The sequence below is a fragment of the Pseudomonadota bacterium genome, assembly GCA_037200975.1.
Taxonomy (GTDB): domain Bacteria; phylum Pseudomonadota; class Gammaproteobacteria; order Steroidobacterales; family Steroidobacteraceae; genus CADEED01.
Genome location: JBBCGI010000001.1, coordinates 613099 through 632634 on the forward strand (window position 1 = coordinate 613099; position 19536 = coordinate 632634).

Consider the following 19536-nt stretch of genomic DNA (forward strand, 5'->3'; position numbering starts at 1 on the left):
GGCTAGTTGGTGGCGGGTGCGGAGTCGGCAGCGGCAGGTGCCGGTGTGGCCGCGGAAGTCGGCGCCGAGGCGGGTTCCGGCGGGCTGACCACTACGGGAATGGAGAACACCCGGGTGACCGTGCCGTCTGCGCCCTCGGTTTCGACGATCGCCGTGATCATGAACAGGCCGTCCTTCGCAGGCTGCAGCATCAGCTCGTGTGTCAGGACCTTCTCCTTCGGCGCATCGGCTTTCTGCGCGAAGGTGTCTCCGGAAGTCATCGGCAAACCGTCGCGACTCTCGAAATGTGCCCGCAGCGAGGTGAAATCGCGATGCGGGACGATGGCAATGTCGATGGGCAGGGGCTGGTTGACGGTCGGCACGGCCCGCAAGGCGAAGTGGACACCGAGCATGGTGGCGGTCTTGGCGGCCGAGACGGCGGCAACCATGTCTGGTTCGAGACCGGCGATTTTCGCAGCACCAGCCGGTTTCGCCGCGGTAGCCGGGCCTTCGGCCTGCTCGGGAGAGTCATCACACGCGGCCAACATGCCGCTGCAGATTACTGCGGCGAACAGGAATGCGCGTGCGCCAGTCGTGATCATCCTGAAACCCTCCAAATCGCATACTAACAGGCCACCTTCCCGCGGCTGCTCAACACCTCACACTACCGCGCGAGAATGGGCGGATCGTCCATCGCCGACAGCTGCTCGAACAGGTCCGCGATGTGCCGCTCCCAGAAACGCGCGTCTCCGAACCAGGGAAATGCCTTTGGAAAGGCCGGATCGTGCCAGCGGCTCGCGATCCACGACGCGTGATGCAGGATGCGCAACGACCGCAGCGGCTCGACCAGCGTGAGCTCGGCGTAATCGAACTCACCAAACAACTCGTAACCTTCCATGATCGCCGCCCACGATTCCTGCTGGCTGGCCGGGTCGCCGGACAGGAACATCCACAGATCCTGCACGCGCGGTCCCGACATGCAATCGTCGAGATCGACGAACAGCGGACCGCTCTCCCGCCACAGGATGTTGCCGGCGTGACAGTCGCCGTGGATTCGCAGCCGCGGCAGCGGGCCGAAATTCTCGAAGCTCTGTCGGACTCGTCCGAGCACCTGGTCGCTGACGCGGTCGTACTGCTCCTCGAGCGCCTCCGGCACGAAGCCGCTCGCGGCGACCAGTTCGCGCGCCTTCACTCCCATGCGGTTCAGGTCGAGCGACACGCGATGCTGGAATTGCTGGCGGCCGCCGAGCGCGTGGATGCGCGCCAGCGTGCGACCGAGCAGCGTGAGCGTCGCGCGGTCATCGAGCTCGGGTGCACGGCCGGCGAGATAGGGAAAGGCCGCGAAACGCAGTCCCTGGTGCTCAAACAAACTGAAGCCGTCGCGCGTGATCGGTGCGGCGACCGGCAGCTCGGCGGCGGCCAGTTCCAGCGTGAAGGAGTGCTCTTCGTCGATCTGCGCGTCGCTCCAGCGCGCCGGGCGATAGAACTTGAGGACCCACAAGGCGCCGTCTTCATCGCCCAGTTGATAGACGCGATTCTCGTAACTGTTGAGTGCGAACAGGCGGCCGGACGGCACCAGCCCGATGCTCTCAGCCGCATCGAATACCGCACCCGGATGCAGGGAATCGAACGGCGCGGGTGCAGAATGCGTCACAGCCACGGCGGCACATTAATGTAAAATCCTGCAGCTTCAAAACCCTGTGGGATCTTTATTCGCATGAGTTCTGCTCCAAGTGTTCTCGTGACCGGTGGCGCCGGCTACATCGGCAGCCACACGGTTCTGCAACTCGTGGCGCGCGGCGAGCGCGTCGTCGTGCTCGACGATCTATCCACCGGATTTCGCCAGGCGGTGCGCGACGTACCGCTGGTCAACGGCAATGTCGGGAAGCGCGAAGTCGTCGATCGGCTGCTTGCCGAACACAATGTCGACACGATCGTGCATTTCGCCGCGCACACGATCGTCCCCGAATCGGTTTCCGATCCGCTCAAGTATTACGGCAACAACACCGCCGCCACGCGTTCGCTGCTCGAGGCGGCAAGTCACGCGGGCGTGAAACATTTCGTGTTCTCGTCGACCGCGGCCGTGTACGGCATTCCCACGGCCGGCGTCGCCGCCGAAGAAACGCCGACCGCGCCCATCAATCCCTACGGCACGTCGAAGCTGATGTCCGAATGGATGTTGCGCGACCTGTGCGCAGTCACGCCGCTGCGTTCCGTGGTGCTGCGTTACTTCAATGTCGCGGGGTCCGATACCCAGGGCCGCATAGGCCAATCGACGCGCAAGGCCACGCTGCTGGTGAAGGCCGCCGTCGAGGCGGCCGTGGGCAAGCGCCCGTACCTGTCGATCTTCGGCACCGATTTCCCGACCCCCGACGGCACCGGCGTACGCGACTACATCCACGTCGAGGACCTGGCCACCGCGCACTTGAATGCGCTCGATTACCTGCGCGGCGGCGGTGAGTCGTTGACCGCGAACTGCGGCTACGGCCACGGCTACAGCGTGCGCGAGGTGCTCTCCAGCGTCGAAAAGATCGCCGGCGTCAAACTCGACATCCGCGAAGAACCGCGGCGCGCGGGTGACCCGCCCGCGTTGATCGCCAAGGCGGACAAGGCGCGCCAGGTGCTCGGCTGGCAGCCGAAACTCGACGACATCGACATCATCGTGCGGACGTCTCTCGATTGGGAAAAACGTCTGCAGCGGGATCCCTGGTAGCTAGACGCGCAGCGACATGCGGTGGGCTCGTCCAAAATCGTTGACCGGATTGATGCTGCTCGGGCTGGCATTGATCGCCGGCCCGCTGCTGGTGGCGGTGATCGACGCCGCGATCCAGATCAGCAAGCTGGCGAAGACCAGCGAAGAGCTGGTGCAGGAAGGTGTTCAATCGGCGCGCCTGTCGCAGCTCATGTACGCCGACATCAATTCCCTGCAACGGACCGTGCGGCTCTACAACGTGCTCGGCAACGTGAAGATGCTCGACTCGTACCGCGATACCGATCAGCGCCTGGCCTCGACCCGTTCGCAGCTGGCGCGCCTGCTCGACGGTGAACCCACGCGCCGCAGCCTCGAGGACTTCCAGGCGACGCACAACGAGATTTCCCGGGCGGTGAGCTCCACACCCGCGGGCAGCGCGACTTTCACGACCATCCTGGCGCGCATCGACCGGCTCAACGAAATCGCCGATGCCATCGTCAAGAGCGGCAACGCCCAGATCGACGCGCGGCTCGACGAGCTCAAACAACAGACCGCGACGACGCAGAAACGGCTGTTCTGGCAATCCGCGCTGCTCGCGCCGCTGACGCTGGTCGCCATCCTGGCTCTGACGCTCTCGATAGGCCGCCCGCTGCGCGCGATCGATCGCGCGATCAGCGAGCTCGGCCGCGGCACGTTCTCGCGCTCCATCGAAGTGTCCGGACCGCGCGACCTGGAGCGGCTCGGCGCGCAGCTCGAATGGCTGCGGCTGCGCCTGCTCGACCTGGCGCAGGAACGCAACCGCTTCCTGCGGCACATGTCGCATGAGCTCAAGACGCCATTGGCCAACATCCGCGAAGGTGCGGAACTGCTCATGGACGGCGCGGTCGGACCCCTGGACAACGCCCAACGCGAAGTGGTCGCCATCCTGCGTGACAACGGCATCAAGCTGCACCGGCTAATAGAAAACCTGCTTTCCTTCAGCGCCTGGCAGAAAGAGAGCGTCGGACTCGACCTTTCGGAGTTCCGGCTGCGTCCGCTCGTCAAACAGGTTCTCGAAGCCCAGCAACTCACGGTAGTCTCACAACGCGTCCGGCTCGAGGTGAAGGTGGACGACTTGATGCTGCGCGCGGATCGCGGCAAGGTTCGCCTCATCATCGAAAACCTGCTCTCGAATGCCATCAAGTACTCGCCGAAGGGCGGCACCGTCTATCTACATGCCGCGAAACAGGACACACAGCTCGTGATCGACGTCGCCGATACAGGCGCGGGCATCCCCGCCGAAGAACGCGCGCGGGTGTTCGAAGCTTTCTACACCGGCCGCCCGCCCGCTGGCGTGCAGGTCAAGGGCACCGGCATCGGTCTGTCGGTTGTCCTCGAATTCGTCAACGCGCATGGCGGCACGATCGAAATCGTCGACGGCGTCTATCCAGGCGCGCATTTCCGTATCCGTATGCCCGTGTTGTCGGTCACCCACCCCGTCCGGTCGCAGGCGAATGCGGCATAAACTCATCGTCGTCAGCGTCGCGAACCTGGCCGCCCTGCTGGTGGGCTGCGGTACGGGCCTCGGCTTGCCGATCAAGCGTCCGGCCAAGGAGTTGCCGTCGATCGACCGCAATTCGACCGAAACGACGGTGATTACGTCCTATCTGGATACCTGCCTGCGGCTGGCGCGCGGCACGCCGGCCGAACAGGCCGAAATCCTGGCTACCACCAATACTGACTACCGCGCCGCGCCGACTCCTAGCAGGGTTCTGCGCTACGCCATGGTCCTGTCGACGCCCGGGCACGCGGGCTCCGACCCTGTCGTCGCACAGCGACTTTTGCATGAAGTCCTAGCAAGCCCCGAGACTCTGCTTCCTGCGGAGCGCGCTCTCGCGTTCCTGCAGCTGCAGCAGGTCGAGCGCCAGCAATCCTTACAAGCGGATGTGCGGCGCCTGCAGGCAGGCGCCGAGCGGTCCACGAACGATCGAATTTCACAGCTCACCAAGCGCCTGAGCACCGAGAGCGAGGAAAATACCCGTCTCAAGAAGGCACTTGCGGACGCCCAGGCAAAACTGGACGCCATCGCAAACATCGAGCGCTCGTCTAACAACGGACGCCCGACGCCGCCTGAGGGACGGAAACCGTAGAGGTTTCTGATGCACGCAGCCATGCAACTCGCCCCCCCGCACTCCACCAAGCGCAAAGCCCGCATCCTGGTCGTCGACGACGACCCGGGCCTGCTGCGGCTCCTGACCATCCGCCTGCGTGCCGAGAACTACGAGGTGGAAGCCGTCGAGAGCGCCGCGCTCGCCCTCGCCGCCACCAGCCGCTTCCGGCCCGAGCTGGTCATCACGGACCTGCGCATGGACCAGATGGACGGCATCGGCCTGTTGAAGGAGCTGCAGTCGCGTTATCCGGGGCTCAAGGTGATCATCCTCACCGCTCACGGCACCATTCCCGACGCCGTGCATGCCACGCAGCTCGGCGCGTTCGGCTTCCTTACCAAGCCGGTCGACAAACAAGAGTTGTTGGACCAGGTGCAGAAGGCTCTGCGCATCTCGGGCTTTGCGGACAACGACGAAGACTGGCGCGCGGAAATCATCACGCGCAGCTCTCTGGTCGAAGAAAAATTGTCGCAGGCCCACATGGTGGCCGGCACGGACGCCCGGGTGCTCATTACGGGTGAAAGCGGCACCGGCAAGGAACTGCTGGCCCGCGCCATTCACAATGCGAGCCCGCGCCGCGCCAAACCGTTCGTCGCCATCAATTGTTCGGCCATGGCCGAGAACCTGCTCGAGTCGGAGCTGTTCGGTCACATCAAGGGTTCGTTCACGGGCGCGGTACGCGACCACGCCGGCCTCTTCCAGGCGGCCGACGGCGGCACACTGCTGCTCGACGAGATCGGCGACATGCCGATGCGTCTGCAGGTCAAGCTGCTGCGGGTGCTGCAGGAGAACAACATCCGCCCGATCGGCGCCACCGACCCGATTGCGGTCAACGTACGCGTCATCTCGGCCACCCATCGCGACCTGCAGCAGTTGATGATGAGCGGCCAGTTCCGCGAAGACCTCTATTACCGGTTGAACGTCGTGCACATCGAGATGCCGCCGCTCAATCGCCGCCGCGAGGATATCCCGCTGCTGGTTTCCCACTTCCTCGCACAGATCAGCAATGAGAGCGGCGTGCGCAAGATCTACGCGCCGGAAGCGGTCGAGCTGCTGGCGACGGCGGATTGGCCGGGCAACATCCGGCAGCTGGCGAACGTGGTACGCCAGAACGTGGCGCTGTCACAGACGCCCATCATTCCGGTGGAACTGGTGCAGCAGTCGCTCGGCGGCACGCAAAGCAAGCTGCCCTCGTTCGACGAGGCGCGGGATGAGTTCACGCGCTCGTACCTTTCGCAGATCCTGCAGATCACGGGCGGCAACGTGAGCCAGGCGGCACGGCTGGCCAAACGCAACCGTACCGATTTTTACAAGCTGCTTTCGCGCCATCAGCTGACGCCCGAGGACTTCAAGGGCCGCTGAAAAATCCTGCCAATCGCGCGGCTTTTCAGCCGCCACAAACAAACAAGCCCCGCAATGCGGGGCTTGTTTGTCTGGATGCACCGGAAAGTGCACCCGCTATCGAGAGGGATCAGGCCTTGCGCTGACGGCGCTTCGAACCGACCCAGGTGCCGAGCAAACCAAGCCCGAGCAGACCAAGCGTGGCGGGTTCCGGCACGGCCGTCGGGCTGAACACCGCCTTGATCAGCATGTCGTCGTGGTTGTCATCCGGGCCGGCGCCCGAGTCGTCCCAGAACAGCCACGCCGTGTCGCTGCCCACCAGGCTGAACGCGATCGACTGAAGCGATCCCCAGCTGTAACGGTCGTTCGTCTTGTTGTCCACGCAACCCTGCAGCACACCGGGTGAGCTGTATGCGCAGAAATCGAAGTCGAGCACGCCTGCACCCACGGAAACCGTGCCGATCGTCTTCGGCTTCGCGAAGTAATTCTGCGCGGTGGGCGTAAAGCCCGTGTCGTAACTCAGATCGCCTGTCTCGAAGACGTTCGCGTAGCCGGCTTCTTTGCCGTAGTAGTAAAACGTGATGTCGCCCGCGACATCGACACCGAGCGAAGTGCCGCCGGTGTACTTGAAGATTCCCATGTCGTTGAAAGTCTTCTTGAAATCATTCGACGGGACGATGTCGATCTCGCTCGGCCCCGGCGCCTTGGTGTTGCTCAGGACGAATCCTGCGTGCGCGGCCGAGACAGAACCCAGCAGCAGGGTGGTGGCGGCGACTAACTTGAATTTGTTCACGGTCATTTCTCGTTCCTCAGAAGGATATTGCACTTCTGTTGCTTCAAGAGATGCACTCCATGTGCCAGTGCAGAAAAAATCATATTTATCAAATACTTATCTACAAATCAGCCTAACTAGTTGCGGCCAGGTGTCAAGCCGCTCGACAGCATTAAGGGCCTCAAGGTGACAATAACCCCCGGGCCCGCAACACGTTCCGCATCGTCGTGAACCGGAAGTCGCCGAGCAACCGGCGCAGGCGCCCCTCGCATTTCGACAGATTCGTGTAGTGACGGAAACGCGATACCAGGCTGGTCTTGACCCGCGGCTGGTCGAAATCGATTTCCCATGGGTGCAGGTAGAAGGTGAACGGCAGGCCTTCCTGCTCATTGATGCTGCGCAGGCCTGCGCGGGTGAACCAGTACGGCAGCAGACGGAAATAGCCGCCTCCGGAAACGGGCACGCGCACGGGACCGAACGCCGCGGTCGACATCGGGAATTCGGCGATGCGGCCCCCAGACGGCGCATGGACGAAGCCCGGGGCGCGCTCGGCGCCCGGCATGCCATACCGGTCGTGGCGCACCGGGAAAATCGAAGAGTCGTACACGAAGCCCTGCTCGATCAGCGTGTCGAGCGCCCAGCGCGAGCGCGGCGTGATCGAAAAACTCGCGGCGCGGTAGCCGATCACCGGCACGCCGGTCAGATCCTCGAGAAGTGTTTTCGAGCGGTGGGTCTCCTCGGCGAACACGGCCGGCGTCTGCCGGTAGATGAGTTCGTGCGAATAGCCGTGGCAGGCGACTTCATGGCCCAGCGACGCTATGCGTTTGACCAGCTGCGGCACCTTGTCGGCCACCCAGCCAAGAACGAAAAACGTGCCCTTGATGCGCTTCTCGTCGAGCATGGCGAGGATGCGGTCGGTGCTTGCGGCGACGCGTGACTCCCGCTCGCCCCAGGTGGCGCGCGGAATCGCCGAGGCCAGCGCGGACACGTGGTAATAGTCTTCGACATCGATCGTGAAGGCATTGCTGATGATCGCCTTCGATTCAACGGCTGAAGGGCCCCGGGTGCCGGAACGCATCGAAACGCCTGCGTTCACATCGTCGTCCGCACCGCGCAGTTCAGTTCGCGGCATGGATAAAGTCGCCTTTGAATTCATGGATCGATCGATCTCGCATTTTGGATTCAATCTGCATAAAGCACTGTTCGTACCAACTTTATTTATGCCAGTTTTTTCAGTAGCTTAAGGCTCATGCCTCCATTAATACACCAGTTGCTGTAAATGGCACCGACAGGACGCCATGCCAGGGTGAGCTGGAGCCCACGTGCCGGCGGCAAATGGGGATGTCGAACGGCGCACGGTAAACACGGGTTCCGCACTGCAATATGTGACATCGGCCACGGCTTCTGACCCATGTACCGGATCGAGTGGATTGAACGACTGAAGCTCGGAGACGCACCGCGTACCCCGGGCACGAACCCGCTGCCCGTGAGCCCGGTGGTCCTGAGCCTCGGGTTCACCAGCCTGTTCACCGACATCTCCTCCGAGATGGTCAACAGCCTGCTGCCCGCCTGGCTGGTCCTGCACCTGCATATGAGCCCGATGCAGTTCGGTGTCATCGACGGCCTTTACAACGGATTCGCGATCGCGCTCCTGAGCCTCGCGGCGGGATATCTCGCCGACCGCAGCTCGCGCCAGAAGGGAGTCGCGCTGGCCGGCTATTCGCTGTCGGGTCTGTGCAAACTGCTGCTGCTCGGAGTCGCCGCAACCTGGGGCTGGATCCTGCTCGTGGTGAGCCTCGACCGTGCCGGCAAAGGCATTCGCACCGCACCGCGCGACGCGCTCATTTCCCTCAACACGCCAGCCTCGGCCTATGCCATGGCGTTCTCGGTCCATCGTGCGATGGATGCCTGCGGCTCGTTGTTAGGCCCGATCACGGCGTTCGCGCTGCTCGCATTCCTTCCGGGCGCATATGACGCGGTGTGGGTGACGAGTTTTTTCTTCGCCGTCATCGGTGTCGCGGTGTTGTGGCTGTTCGTCCCGAAGGCAACGGCAACCGTCGCCGCGGCCGCCGCCGCCGAAGCGACGCGGCCTGCCTGGTCGCCGTGGAAGTCGCGCCGCTTTCTGGCGCTCACGGCCTGTGGTGCGCTGCTGGCCGGTACCACCATCAGCGACGGCTTCCTGTACCTGTTGCTGCAGCAGAAGAGCGCCACTCCGGCCGGGTTTTTTCCGCTGTTCTACGTCATCACCGCCGCGGCCTACATGGTGCTGTCGATACCGGCCGGGCGCCTGGCGGATCGCACCAGCCGCAGCCGGGTGTTCCTCGGCGGCTACGCGGTACTCGTAGTGCTGTACATCCTGCTGCTGTTCGCCGACCAGGTGAGCATCGTCGAGCTGGTCGGATGCCTGCTGCTGTTCGGGCTCTACTACGCCGCCACCGAGGGTATCCTGATGGCCCTCGTCAGTGTCGTGATTCCGCCCGCGCATCGCACCAGCGGCATCGCCATCGTCGGGACGGCCATCGGTATCACCAAACTACTGTCCTCGGTCGCGTTCGGCGCGTTGTGGCAGGGAATCGGTATCCGCGGCGCGGTGATCACCTTCGTATTGATCCTGGGAGCGGCGCTGGCGGGTTCGCTGGCACTTTTGAGAGCGACTGATCATGATTCGTAGACCCGCCGTCGCATTCGTCATCGTCTGCGTCATCGCCGTGGCCGGCCTCGCCGCCTATCTATCCCACGCCAGCAAACGCACTCGCGCCGAACCGACGGCAGCCGCACCGGCGCAGACCGCAACTGCGGTGCCCGCGGAATCCGCCCTCGCCTCGCCCGCCGAAACCTCCGCACCGCCAGCGCCGGGCGCGGCCGCAGCTCAACCGTCGCCAGCCCATGCCCCAGCTCCGATACCCGCCAACCCCCCGGGCCAACGCCTGTTTTTCCGTTACAACGGCGTCGATGGGCACTACGGCAACGTCGCCTGGATCGACACGAACAAACCCGCGAACGTACATTTCGTGGACTCGCTGCGCTGCGAAGTCGTGCACGTGTCCGGCGGGCACGGCATCTGCCTGAGCGCCGATCGCGGCGTCTTCACGACCTACGCGGCGACGTTGTTCGATGCGCGAACCTTCGCGAAACTCAACACGTTCGCGCTGAAAGGGATTCCGAGCCGCACGCGCGTCTCGCTCGACGGCGCCCTCGCCGGACTCACGGTATTCGTCTCGGGACACGGCTACTCCACGCTCGACTTCTCCACGCAGACGCTGCTCATCGATTTCGCGAGCGGCGCGGTGCTCGCCGACCTCGAGACCTTCAAGGTCACGCAGGATGGCGCGGTCGTCGACAACCCGGATTTCAATTTCTGGGGCGTGACGTTCACCCCCGACGCGAAGAACTTCTTCGCCACATTGTCGACCGGCGGCAAACACTACCTGGTGCGCGGCGATATCGCAGCGCGCAGCGCCATCGTCGTCCACGAAAATGTCGAGTGCCCCTCGCTGTCGCCCGACGCGCGGCGCGTCGCCTACAAGAAGCGCGTCATGGATGGCAATCGAGTGCAGTGGCAACTGCACGTGCTCGAACTCGCGACGGGTCGCGAAACCGCGCTGTCGGAGAAGCGCAGCATCGACGATCAGCTCGAGTGGCTCGACAACCGGCACGTGTTGTATTCGGTGCCGAGTGCCGACGACGGGTCGAGCCCCAGCACTGACGTCTGGCAGGTGGCGGTCGATGCCCGCAGCGCGCCGCGGCTCTTCCTGCGGAACGCCTACTCACCCGCCGCAGCGCGCGGCACCACTCATTAAAAAAACAGGGCAGCCGAAGCTGCCCCATTCCTCATCTTCGCGAAGTGACGCGCATCAGTTACGCGTGACCGTCAGCACATCGGTGCGGGTATTGCCGGCCGCATCGCGAGCGGTCACGGTCAGCACGTTGGAACCCGACTGCAGGGTGATGGTGCCCGTCGTCCAGTTGGTCGTGCCGCTCGCATTGCCGCTGCCGCCGCGGTTGTTGACCCAGCTCACCTGAGTCACCGCGACGTTATCGGAAGCCGTTCCACCCAGCGTGATGGTCGACCCCGATTGCGTGCGCGTCGCGTTCGACGTGGGCGACGTGATAGTCACCGAGGGCTGCGTGGTGTCCGGCGCGTAGGTCACCGTCAGCGTGTCGGTGCGCGTATTGCCGGCCGCATCGCGAGCCGTCACGGTCAACACGTTGGAACCGGACTGCAACGTGATGCTGGCGACCGACCAGCTTGTCGTGCCAGTCGCCGTACCGCTGCCGCCGCGGCTATTCACCCACGAGACCTGCGTGACACCGACGTTGTCGGAAGCCGTGCCGCCGAGAGACATGGTGGCCGCCGCCACATTCAGCGTCGCATTGCTGGTCGGCGAAGTGATCGTGACGGCAGGCTGAGTCGAGTCCGCCAAGGTCACGGTCAGCGTGTCCGTCCGCGTGTTGCCGGCAGCGTCACGGGCAGTGACCGTCAGGACGTTCGCACCGGACTGCAACGCAAGGTTGCTCACCGACCAGGACGTGGTTCCCGAGGCCGTGCCGCTGCCGCCGCGACTGTTGACCCAGGTCACCTGCGTGACACCAACATTGTCGGACGCCGTGCCGGCAAACGTGATCGTGCTCGTGGAGACGGTCAACGTGGTCGCATTCGTCGGCCCCGTGATAGTCACAGTCGGCAGCGTCGTGTCGGCCGTGTAGGTCACGGTCAGCGTGTCAGTACGTGAATTGCCGGCCGCGTCGCGCGCGGTCACCGTCAACACGTTGGAACCCGTCTGCAGCGTGATCCCGTTCGCCGACCATGACGTGGTGCCCGTGGCCGTGCCCGACCCGCCGCGGCTGTTGGACCAGGTCACCTGCGTGACGCCGACGGAATCCGATGCCGTACCGCCGAGGTTCAGCGAGGCGGCGTTCACGGACAGCGTTGCGTTGCTGGTCGGCGAGGTGATCGTGACCGTGGGCGCCGTCGTGTCCGGCGTGTAGGTCACGGTCAGCGTGTCGGTGCGTGAATTGCCGGCCGCGTCCCGCGCGGTCACCGTCAACACGTTGGAACCCGACTGCAGCGTGATCCCGCTCGCGGACCACGAAGTGGTCCCGGTGGCCGTGCCCGAGCCGCCACGGCTGTTGGACCAGGTTACCTGCGTGACGCCGACGGCATCCGCTGCCGTACCGCCAAGCGTCAGCGACGCGGTGTTCACGGACAGCGTTGCGTTGCTGGTCGGCGAGGTGATCGTGACCGTGGGCGCCGTCGTATCCGCCGTGTACGTCACAGTCAGCGTATCGGTGCTGCTGTTACCCGCCGCGTCCCGCGCGGTCACGGTCAACACGTTGGAACCCGTCTGCAACACGATTCCGCTGGCTGACCAGGACGTGGTGCCCGTGGCCGTGCCACTGCCACCGCGACTGTTCGTCCAGCTGACACTGGTGACCCCGACAGCGTCCGCCGCCGTACCGCCGATGGTGAAAGGCGTCGCGGAAACGGAGGTCGTGGACGAACTGGTAGGCGACGTGATCGTCACGGTCGGAGCCGTCGTGTCCGTCGCGTTGTAGGTCACGGTCAATGTGTCGGTGCTGGTGTTGCCGGCCGCATCGCGCGCCGTGACCGTCAGGATGTTGGCTCCTGACTGCAGGGCGACGCCCGAGACCGACCAGCTGCCGGTTCCCGTGGCATTGCCGCTACCACCGCGGTTGTTGGACCAGCTGACCTGCGTCACGCCCACTGCGTCGGTAGCAGTGCCACCGAACGAAAATGGCGTGCTGGTTGCCGTGGTGGTCGCATTGCTCGTCGGCGTGGTGATCGTGACCACCGGCGCCGTCGAGTCGGCCGGGCCCGTCGTGGTGTTGAACACCACGTCGACCCAGTAGCTCTCGCTGTTGTACGTATCGGTCGGGAACACGCTGGTCGAACCGTACTTGTACAGGCCATTGGCGCCGCCCGAGCCGTCCTGCGGCGCGAGCAACGGACCCGACGAAACGCCGTTCCCAGCGAAGTAGCCATCGTCGCCGGTGTAGGCGCCGGCGTTCGTGTGATACGAAACGACATAGTCGGCGTTTGGCGTGAGCGCGACCGGAGTCGGCAGCGCCTGCACCTGCCAGCCCGACGCGGTTTCACCCGAGAACGTCACCTGCGCGAGCAGGTTACCCGTCGAGCTCCACAGGCTGCCGACGTGCGTGCCGGTGTTCTGCGGGATCTTGTAGAACCGCAGCGCCGTCACATTGCCCGGAGCGGTGCTGCGGAAGCGCGTGCCGAGCTCGATCGAGTTCGGGTCCGGATCGACCGTGAGGTCGGGCGTCGCCGTGGGCCAGAGCGAGCACGGGCAGGCCGCACCGCTCACCGTGAATGACACGGTCGTGGGCGAGGTCGGCAGGTTGCCGCTGTCGTCCACGGCGCGCACACGCACGCTGGCAGCGCCCGCGGTCGGAGCGGTCCAGACAAACGTCCAGGTGCCACGGCCCGTGGCCGGACGCCACGTCGTGCCACCGTCGACCGACACTTCGACACCGGCGACGAGGCCACCCGCGTCACTCGCGGTGCCGCTGATCGTCAGGCTGCTCTGCGGAACGTTGGCACCGCCGGCCGGCGCGGTGATGACAACCGTCGGCGCGATGTTGTCGCTCGACGCGCTTTGCGCCGAGAGACCGGCCTGCAGGTTCGCAGGCTGCACGTTCATGTCGGCGAACAGGTTCACCGTCGCCTGCTGCATGACCTGACTCACCGGCGTGCCGGCGCGATCGTGATTCGCGTCAAGGCCCCAGCTCCACTGCACGGTGCCCGCGCCGAAGACGCGCGCGCCGCTTGCATGCTTGTACATCGTCAACGCGTGGTTGGCGGTGTCGCTGGCGTACGTCGAACCGTAGTCCTGCAGCTTGTCGACGCCACTCACCGTGGTGTCCGACAGGCGGAACAGGCCCGCCGGGCGCGCGCCATTGTCGAGATCCGAATCCCACTCGTAACCGAGCGTGCCGTCCGGCAGCGCCAGGGTGTTCGTGCCCGTCAGCGACGCGGCGGCCGTTCCACGCCACAGGCGGAACTTGCCTTCGGCCGCAGGGACCACGATGCCCGCGGTGCCCGCGTTCACGGTGAAGATCGTGCCGGTCAGGCCGTTTTCCGGCCGGCCACCATCGGCGGGCGGGCTGAAGCGCGGATCGCGCCAGCTGCCCGTCCACTCGGAGGACGGATCGATCTTCGCGCCCGCATGAGTTTCCTTGTACGAGACCAGCGTGCGGTACGCGGTGTTGGAACCGTCGATGCTGTTTTCCCAGCGCGTCTTCCAGAACACTTCGTTGCCGCTGAAGAACGCCATGTGGACGCCGGCGTTACGCGCGGCTTCGACGTTGGCGCGCTGCTGGCCCGACCAGTACTCGTCGTGGCCGATCGAGATGAACGCGCGATGGCTGGTCAGCAGGCTCGCGGCACGATCCGTGTCGACACCCGTGATGTAGGTGACGTCGTAACCGTTCGACTCGAGCCAGCGGATCATCGGGTATTCGGCGTTGAACACCCAGTCCTGGCCACCCGCGTCGCCACGCGTGGCGAACGGACGGTTGTAGCTCACCTTGTAGGCGCGGCCCGGGTTGGTGCCCGGCGAACCGACGTACAGGCTATTGCCGCCGTACGCGTTGTACGCCTGCCAGGTGGTGTCCGAAGTCTGCAGCACGAGGTCCGAGGTGCTCGCGTCGTTGCGGACGATGAACACGATGTGGCTCGCCCCGCCCGTGTCGGCACGCACAACCTTGGCGAAGTAGACGCCCGAAGTGGCGTTGGCCGGCACGGTCCAGGAGCCCGATACTGCCCAGTTGCCGCAATCGATGAGGCCGCTCGCCGCCTGCGTGAGGCAGTTCGGCTGGTTCTGCGGCAGCGTCGCGGTCGGGTTGACCGACGTGATCTTGCGCGCACCGAGACCGCCGTAATAACCCATGCGATAGATGTCGAAGCGGTAGTTGGTCGCGTTGGTGTCGACCTTGAACTGCACCGTGCCACCGCGGTTCACGCTGATCTGCGTCGCATAACCCTGGATGCTCGGGTCGCCGGCGCCGGAGATGTCCCACTCGCTCGACGGGTTGCCGGTGAGACAGTTCTCGGCGGTGATGGCATTGGCCGCGCACGGGCCGCCCGCGGCGGCCGTGGTGAACGACCAGCTGTCGTTGGCGGCGAGCGCATTGCCCGCGGCGTCCTTGACGCGCGGATCGGTGACACCACCGCGCACGGTGACCGTGTACACGGAAGTGTTGGCCAGCGCGCTGGTTGGAATGAGCGTGGCGACGTTGCCCGCGTACGAAACCGTCGCGGGAATCAGCGTGTTGCCAGCATTACGCAGCTCGATCGTCGAGGTGTTGATCGTGCTCGCGGTCATCGCCTCGCTGAACGTCACCGAGACGGCGCCGTTGATCGCGACGTTGGTGGCGCCCGTGGCGGGCGAACGCAACGCGATCGTCGGCGGCGTGGTGTCCGGACCCGTGACGGCCTGGAACAGCACGTCCACCCAGTAGTTTGCCGAGGCGAACGTATTGTTCGGGAATCCGCCGCCGGCGCCGTACAGGTACAGGCCGTTGCCACCCGCGACCGGGTCGCTGAGCGCGTGCAACACGCCGTTGTCCACGCCCGTGGACGTGAAGAAATTGGAGTTCGAGGCGTAGCCGCCGTTCGGGGCGTAGTACGAGACGACGTAGGTGGTGTTGGGGTCGATGGCGATCGGCGCGCTGAACAGCGCCTGCTGCCAGCCCGTCGCCGTCTCGTCCACGAATGTGACCTGGCCGAGCAGGCTGCCGCTCAGGGTCCACAACTTGCCGATGTGCACACCGGTGTTGGTCGGGCCCTTGTAGAAGCGCACGCCCGTGACGTTGCCGGTCGTGTCGGCGCGGAACTTGAGGCCGAGCTCGATCGGAACGGTGTCCGGGTCCGAAGCGGTGGCCGGCGTCGCCGAGTTGGCCCAGATGCTTACGCTCGGAGCCGACGAGGTCACGGTCGTGAACGACCAGCCGTCATTCGCGGCGAGTGCGTTCAACGCGACGTCCTTGACGCGCGGATCCGTCGTGCCGCCGCGGACCGTCACGGTGTACACCGTGTTGACGGCCAGCGCCGCGGTCGGCGTGAGGGTCGCGACGTTCGTGGTTGCATTGAAGCTCACGGTCGCGGGCACCAGCGTGTTCGAGGCGTTGCGCAGCTCGATGGTCGAGGTATTGATCGTGCCGGCGCTCATGGCCTCGTTGAAGCCGACGCGAACGGTCGCGTCGAGCGCGATCTGCGTGGCGCCGGAGGCCGGCGTGCGCGTGCTGACGGCCGGCGGGGTCGTGTCCGGCGGAATCGTGTAGGTCACGGTCAGCGTGTCGGTCGACGTGTTGTTGGCGGCGTCGCGCGCCGTCACCGTGATCACGTTCGCGCCGGTCTGCAGGGCGATGCCCGACACCGTCCAGGCGGTCGTGCCGACGGCAACACCCGAGCCGCCGCGGTCGTTCGACCAGGAAACCTGGGCGACACCGAGATTGTCGGAGGCCGTGCCGCCGATCGACAGCGGCGTGGCGGTGGAAGCGTAGGTAGGCGTGTCGACCGGCGTCGCGATCGCGACGACCGGAGCCGTGGTATCGGTTGCGCCACCCGAGGTCGTGTCGAACACCACGTCGACCCAGTAGTTGGTCGCGTTGAAGCTCGACGCCGGGAAGGACACTTCGGACGAATAGTTATAGAGGCCGTTGCCGCTGGCGACCGGGCTGCTCAGCGCGTGCAGGATGCCGTTGTCGACACCCACGGATTCGAACTGCGCCGCGGTATACGAATAGCCGCCGACCGGCGCGTGGTACGAGGCCACGTAGACCGTGTTGGCGGTGACCGGCACTGGCGTCGTGAACAACACCTGCTGCCAGCCGCTGCCGGTTTCATCGACGAAGGTCGCCTGCGCGAGGGCCGCGCCGCTCGCCGACCACAACGTGCCGGTGTGTGTGCCGCCGTTGGCAGCGCCCTTGTAGAAGCGGATGCCCTTGATGTAGCCGTTGATGTCGGAGCGGAACTTCACGCCGAGCTCGACCGAGCCCGTGTCGGAATCCGATGCGACCGCCGGCGTGGCGGAGCCGCTCCAGATCGAGCAGGGGCAGACCGGACCCGCGGCGGTCGTGAACGACCAGCTGGCGGTGGCGGCCATGGCATTGCCGGCGACATCCTTGATGCGCGGGTCGGAGGCGCCACCGCGCACCGTCACGGTGTAAGTGGTGGCGTTGTTGAGGGCTGTGGACGGCGTGAACGTCGCCGTCAGCGCGCTGGCGCTGTAGCTGAGGGTCCCGGCAACCAGCGCGTTGGTCGCGTCGCGCACTTCGAACGTGCTGCTCGTGACGGTGGCAGGGTCGACCGATTCGCTGAACAAAGCGCGGATCGGCGTCGACGGAGAGACGCTGGTGGCGCCTGCGGCCGGCGTGCGCGTCGTGACGGTGGGTCCGACGGTGTCGACCGTGTACGTGGCGCGGTAGGCACCCGAGGTCGCCGGGAAAACCGCGTATTCGATACCTTTCACGACCATGACTTCGTACGGAACGTCGGTGGCACCGCGCGCGATGCTGCTCAGGAAACGCGTGCCGGAGCGCCACGGCAGCATGCCGTTGAGGCCGGATGCGCCGGCGGCCTGCGTGACGTTGAAGTTGAGTACGTTCGAGGCAAACGACATCGAGCTGAACGACGAATTGCCACGGCCATCCAGCCACGTGAGCATCTGGCGAGCGGAAACGACGGGCACGCCGCGTTCGACCGCCGACGCAACCGTCGTGGTCGATTCGGGCTCGACGCCGAGATCGGTGTGCGCATTGACCGTGTACACGCCGTACTGCTCATCCGTGCCGGTGGCGCGATCGAGCAAGGTGTCCGGGGTGAACGGATAACTCTGTTCGGACTCGTCGGTCATCTGCGTGACCGCCTGGTACACATCGATCAGGCTGCCGTCGAGATCGGCGAAACGCATCGGCATCGCCGAGCCGGTGAAATGGCCCGGCGTGTTCTGCACCCAGGTACCCGGCCAGTAGTAGTAAGACGTATCGAGGCGGATGCCGTTGGCGAGCTGCACTTTCGCACCGGTCGCCCAGTCGCTCCAGACGATGCAGTGATGGCGCATCGTGCTGAGCGTGGTGATCGAGCTGAACTTGTTGAAGAACTCGAGTTTCTGGCCATCGTACAGATCCGAGAGCGACGTCTCGGTGAAGTCCTGGCAGGCGCCGCCCTCCATCGTGTTGACGTGTAAGCCGACCTCGAAGCCCTGCGCGTTGAAGGCCGAGGCCTGCGCATTCGTGAGCGCGCTGTTGGTGAAGACGTACGAAGTGCCGCGGATACATTCCCAGTTCGCGACCGAGCAGCCCGGCGCACTCAGCGAGAGGAACTGGTTGAAGCGCGCATTGGTACCGCCGCCGTCGGGCGACGTGAACCCGTGATCGTCGCCCGTCATCAGCACTACCGCGCGATGCGCGTTCGGGAGGTACCAGAACCGGGGCAGCGGCTTGCGGTCCACGTTCATGTCGGTGATGAGGTTCGCGAGGAAACGCTGTTGTTCGTCGGCCTGCGGAATGGAGATCTTGCTGCGGTCGACCCAGTCCGGCTGCGCATCGCCCACGGCATCGCCGAAGAACATGTCGTCCGAACGGATCGGCGTGCGGCCGTCACGCTCGGTGCCTTCCCAGAGGGGATTGCCCTGGCGCGTATAAACGACCGAGGTCGCGAGATCGAACATGAACGCCGCGGCCTGGCCGCCATTCGAGCCGACGCTGCGCAGCGTGACGGCCGGATTGGCGGTGGGCGTGGTAGCGGTCGAATAAAGAGTGGCGATCGAAGTGGCGGTGGCGACCGTGCTGAGCTGCGCGGTGCCATGGAACTGCAGCGTCTGGCCGATGATGCCGGCACCCGCCTTCGTGGCGTTGCTGATGAGTAGATAGCCGTTGGCGAGAGTCGAGGCCCCGGAATTGATGCCGAGCAGGCTCGCGAGCTGCGGCGCCGGATCCATCGCGATCAGGTTGCCGCCCGCGGTCACCCAGGTGGTGAACATCGAAGCCTGCGTCGAGGTCACCGCGACCTTGGCGAGGATGACGACGTCGTAGTTGTTGAGCGTCGTCGCCGTGACGGAGCCGATTTCGGCGACGGCGAATTCGTTGAAACCTTCCGTGCGGAGGATTTCCGCATAGAACTTGCCGAAGTTCTGATTCCCGTTGGTGATGACCAGGATCGGCCCGCCAGGCCCCTGGTTCGGATCCGCATGCGTTACCCCGAGCGGGGCGACGATTGCGGCCACGAGAATGAGCAGGGAACGGGCGAAGTTCTTGATATTCATGTTTTTCAAGGATTCCATTGCGGAAATTCAGCCAACAGCGACGGGGCACAACGAGGCGCCCTGCCCCCTTCAAGCAAAACCCGCGCCAATGTGAGACGGGCGTCACGGGGACCCCGCTGGGGACCCTCAAACTGTGAGCCGAATCGCAACCTTAGGAGGCCACCGGGGCCCCAATGGCAGGCTGGCACGCTTGACGTAATGCGCGCGACGTCGAAGCTGTAAAGTTCTTCGACGCGAAATCGGCCAGTGAACGTCGCGACCCTTCGATATGTGCAACCGCCCGGTGGCAAGTTTTCCGACACA

At 65.0% G+C, this 19536-nt stretch carries 11 protein-coding genes; 6 read left to right on the top strand and 5 right to left on the bottom strand.

The features are described 5' to 3' along the window. Positions 1-2: 2 nt before the first annotated feature. The gene (locus WDO72_02745) at positions 3-581 is read right to left on the bottom strand and encodes a hypothetical protein (GenBank protein MEJ0084578.1); all 579 of its coding nucleotides are present in this window, start codon (positions 579-581) and stop codon (positions 3-5) included. Positions 582-643: 62 nt separating this feature from the next. Further along, positions 644-1639: a serine/threonine protein kinase gene (locus WDO72_02750; protein MEJ0084579.1), complete on the bottom strand. Its 996-nt coding sequence runs from the start codon at positions 1637-1639 to the stop codon at positions 644-646. Between the two features lie 57 nt (positions 1640-1696). Here WDO72_02750 and galE point away from each other — a divergent pair, with 57 nt between their 5' ends. Genes galE through WDO72_02770 form a run of 4 tightly spaced genes read left to right on the top strand, consistent with a single transcriptional unit; the run spans position 1697 to position 6180 of the window. Further along, positions 1697-2692: a UDP-glucose 4-epimerase GalE gene (gene galE / locus WDO72_02755; GenBank protein ID MEJ0084580.1), complete on the top strand. Its 996-nt coding sequence runs from the start codon at positions 1697-1699 to the stop codon at positions 2690-2692. A 16-nt stretch (positions 2693-2708) separates the two neighbouring features. Continuing rightward, a complete protein-coding gene (locus WDO72_02760) occupies positions 2709-4175 on the top strand; it encodes a HAMP domain-containing sensor histidine kinase (protein ID MEJ0084581.1) in 1467 nt (488 codons plus the stop codon). After that, the gene (locus WDO72_02765) at positions 4165-4800 is read left to right on the top strand and encodes a hypothetical protein (GenBank protein MEJ0084582.1); all 636 of its coding nucleotides are present in this window, start codon (positions 4165-4167) and stop codon (positions 4798-4800) included. The genes WDO72_02760 and WDO72_02765 overlap by 11 nt, the downstream gene beginning before the upstream one ends. 21 nt (positions 4801-4821) lie before the next feature. Then, complete coding sequence (locus WDO72_02770; protein MEJ0084583.1) at positions 4822-6180, top strand: sigma 54-interacting transcriptional regulator; 1359 nt, start codon at positions 4822-4824, stop codon at positions 6178-6180. A 109-nt stretch (positions 6181-6289) separates the two neighbouring features. On the opposite strand, the gene WDO72_02775 is transcribed toward WDO72_02770, so the two are convergent. Together WDO72_02775 and WDO72_02780 are read right to left on the bottom strand one after the other, a co-directional pair. Continuing rightward, positions 6290-6958 carry a PEP-CTERM sorting domain-containing protein gene (locus WDO72_02775; protein ID MEJ0084584.1) on the bottom strand — a complete coding sequence of 223 codons (669 nt, stop codon included), beginning with the start codon at positions 6956-6958 and terminating at the stop codon, positions 6290-6292. A gap of 154 nt (positions 6959-7112) precedes the next feature. Then, complete coding sequence (locus tag WDO72_02780; protein MEJ0084585.1) at positions 7113-8063, bottom strand: XrtA system polysaccharide deacetylase; 951 nt, start codon at positions 8061-8063, stop codon at positions 7113-7115. Between the two features lie 279 nt (positions 8064-8342). Between WDO72_02780 and WDO72_02785 the strand changes: the two genes are divergently transcribed. Together WDO72_02785 and WDO72_02790 are read left to right on the top strand one after the other, a co-directional pair. After that, complete coding sequence (locus tag WDO72_02785; GenBank protein MEJ0084586.1) at positions 8343-9602, top strand: MFS transporter; 1260 nt, start codon at positions 8343-8345, stop codon at positions 9600-9602. Next, a complete protein-coding gene (locus WDO72_02790) occupies positions 9592-10731 on the top strand; it encodes a hypothetical protein (GenBank protein ID MEJ0084587.1) in 1140 nt (379 codons plus the stop codon). Before WDO72_02785 ends, WDO72_02790 begins: the two co-directional genes overlap by 11 nt. Before the next feature lie 54 nt (positions 10732-10785). On the opposite strand, the gene WDO72_02795 is transcribed toward WDO72_02790, so the two are convergent. Further along, complete coding sequence (locus WDO72_02795; protein MEJ0084588.1) at positions 10786-19233, bottom strand: DUF4082 domain-containing protein; 8448 nt, start codon at positions 19231-19233, stop codon at positions 10786-10788. Positions 19234-19536 lie beyond the last annotated feature (303 nt).

What these genes read in the sequence shown, in the direction of transcription:
- WDO72_02745 (MEJ0084578.1), bottom strand. Translation starts at nt 581, where the DNA reads ATGATCACGACTGGCGCACGCGCATTCCTGTTCGCCGCAGTAATCTGC.
- galE (MEJ0084580.1), top strand. Translation starts at nt 1,697, where the DNA reads ATGAGTTCTGCTCCAAGTGTTCTCGTGACCGGTGGCGCCGGCTACATC.
- WDO72_02760 (MEJ0084581.1), top strand. Translation starts at nt 2,709, where the DNA reads ATGCGGTGGGCTCGTCCAAAATCGTTGACCGGATTGATGCTGCTCGGG.
- WDO72_02765 (MEJ0084582.1), top strand. Translation starts at nt 4,165, where the DNA reads ATGCGGCATAAACTCATCGTCGTCAGCGTCGCGAACCTGGCCGCCCTG.
- WDO72_02770 (MEJ0084583.1), top strand. Translation starts at nt 4,822, where the DNA reads ATGCAACTCGCCCCCCCGCACTCCACCAAGCGCAAAGCCCGCATCCTG.
- WDO72_02775 (MEJ0084584.1), bottom strand. Translation starts at nt 6,958, where the DNA reads ATGACCGTGAACAAATTCAAGTTAGTCGCCGCCACCACCCTGCTGCTG.
- WDO72_02780 (MEJ0084585.1), bottom strand. Translation starts at nt 8,063, where the DNA reads ATGCCGCGAACTGAACTGCGCGGTGCGGACGACGATGTGAACGCAGGC.
- WDO72_02785 (MEJ0084586.1), top strand. Translation starts at nt 8,343, where the DNA reads ATGTACCGGATCGAGTGGATTGAACGACTGAAGCTCGGAGACGCACCG.
- WDO72_02790 (MEJ0084587.1), top strand. Translation starts at nt 9,592, where the DNA reads ATGATTCGTAGACCCGCCGTCGCATTCGTCATCGTCTGCGTCATCGCC.
- WDO72_02795 (MEJ0084588.1), bottom strand. Translation starts at nt 19,233, where the DNA reads ATGAATATCAAGAACTTCGCCCGTTCCCTGCTCATTCTCGTGGCCGCA.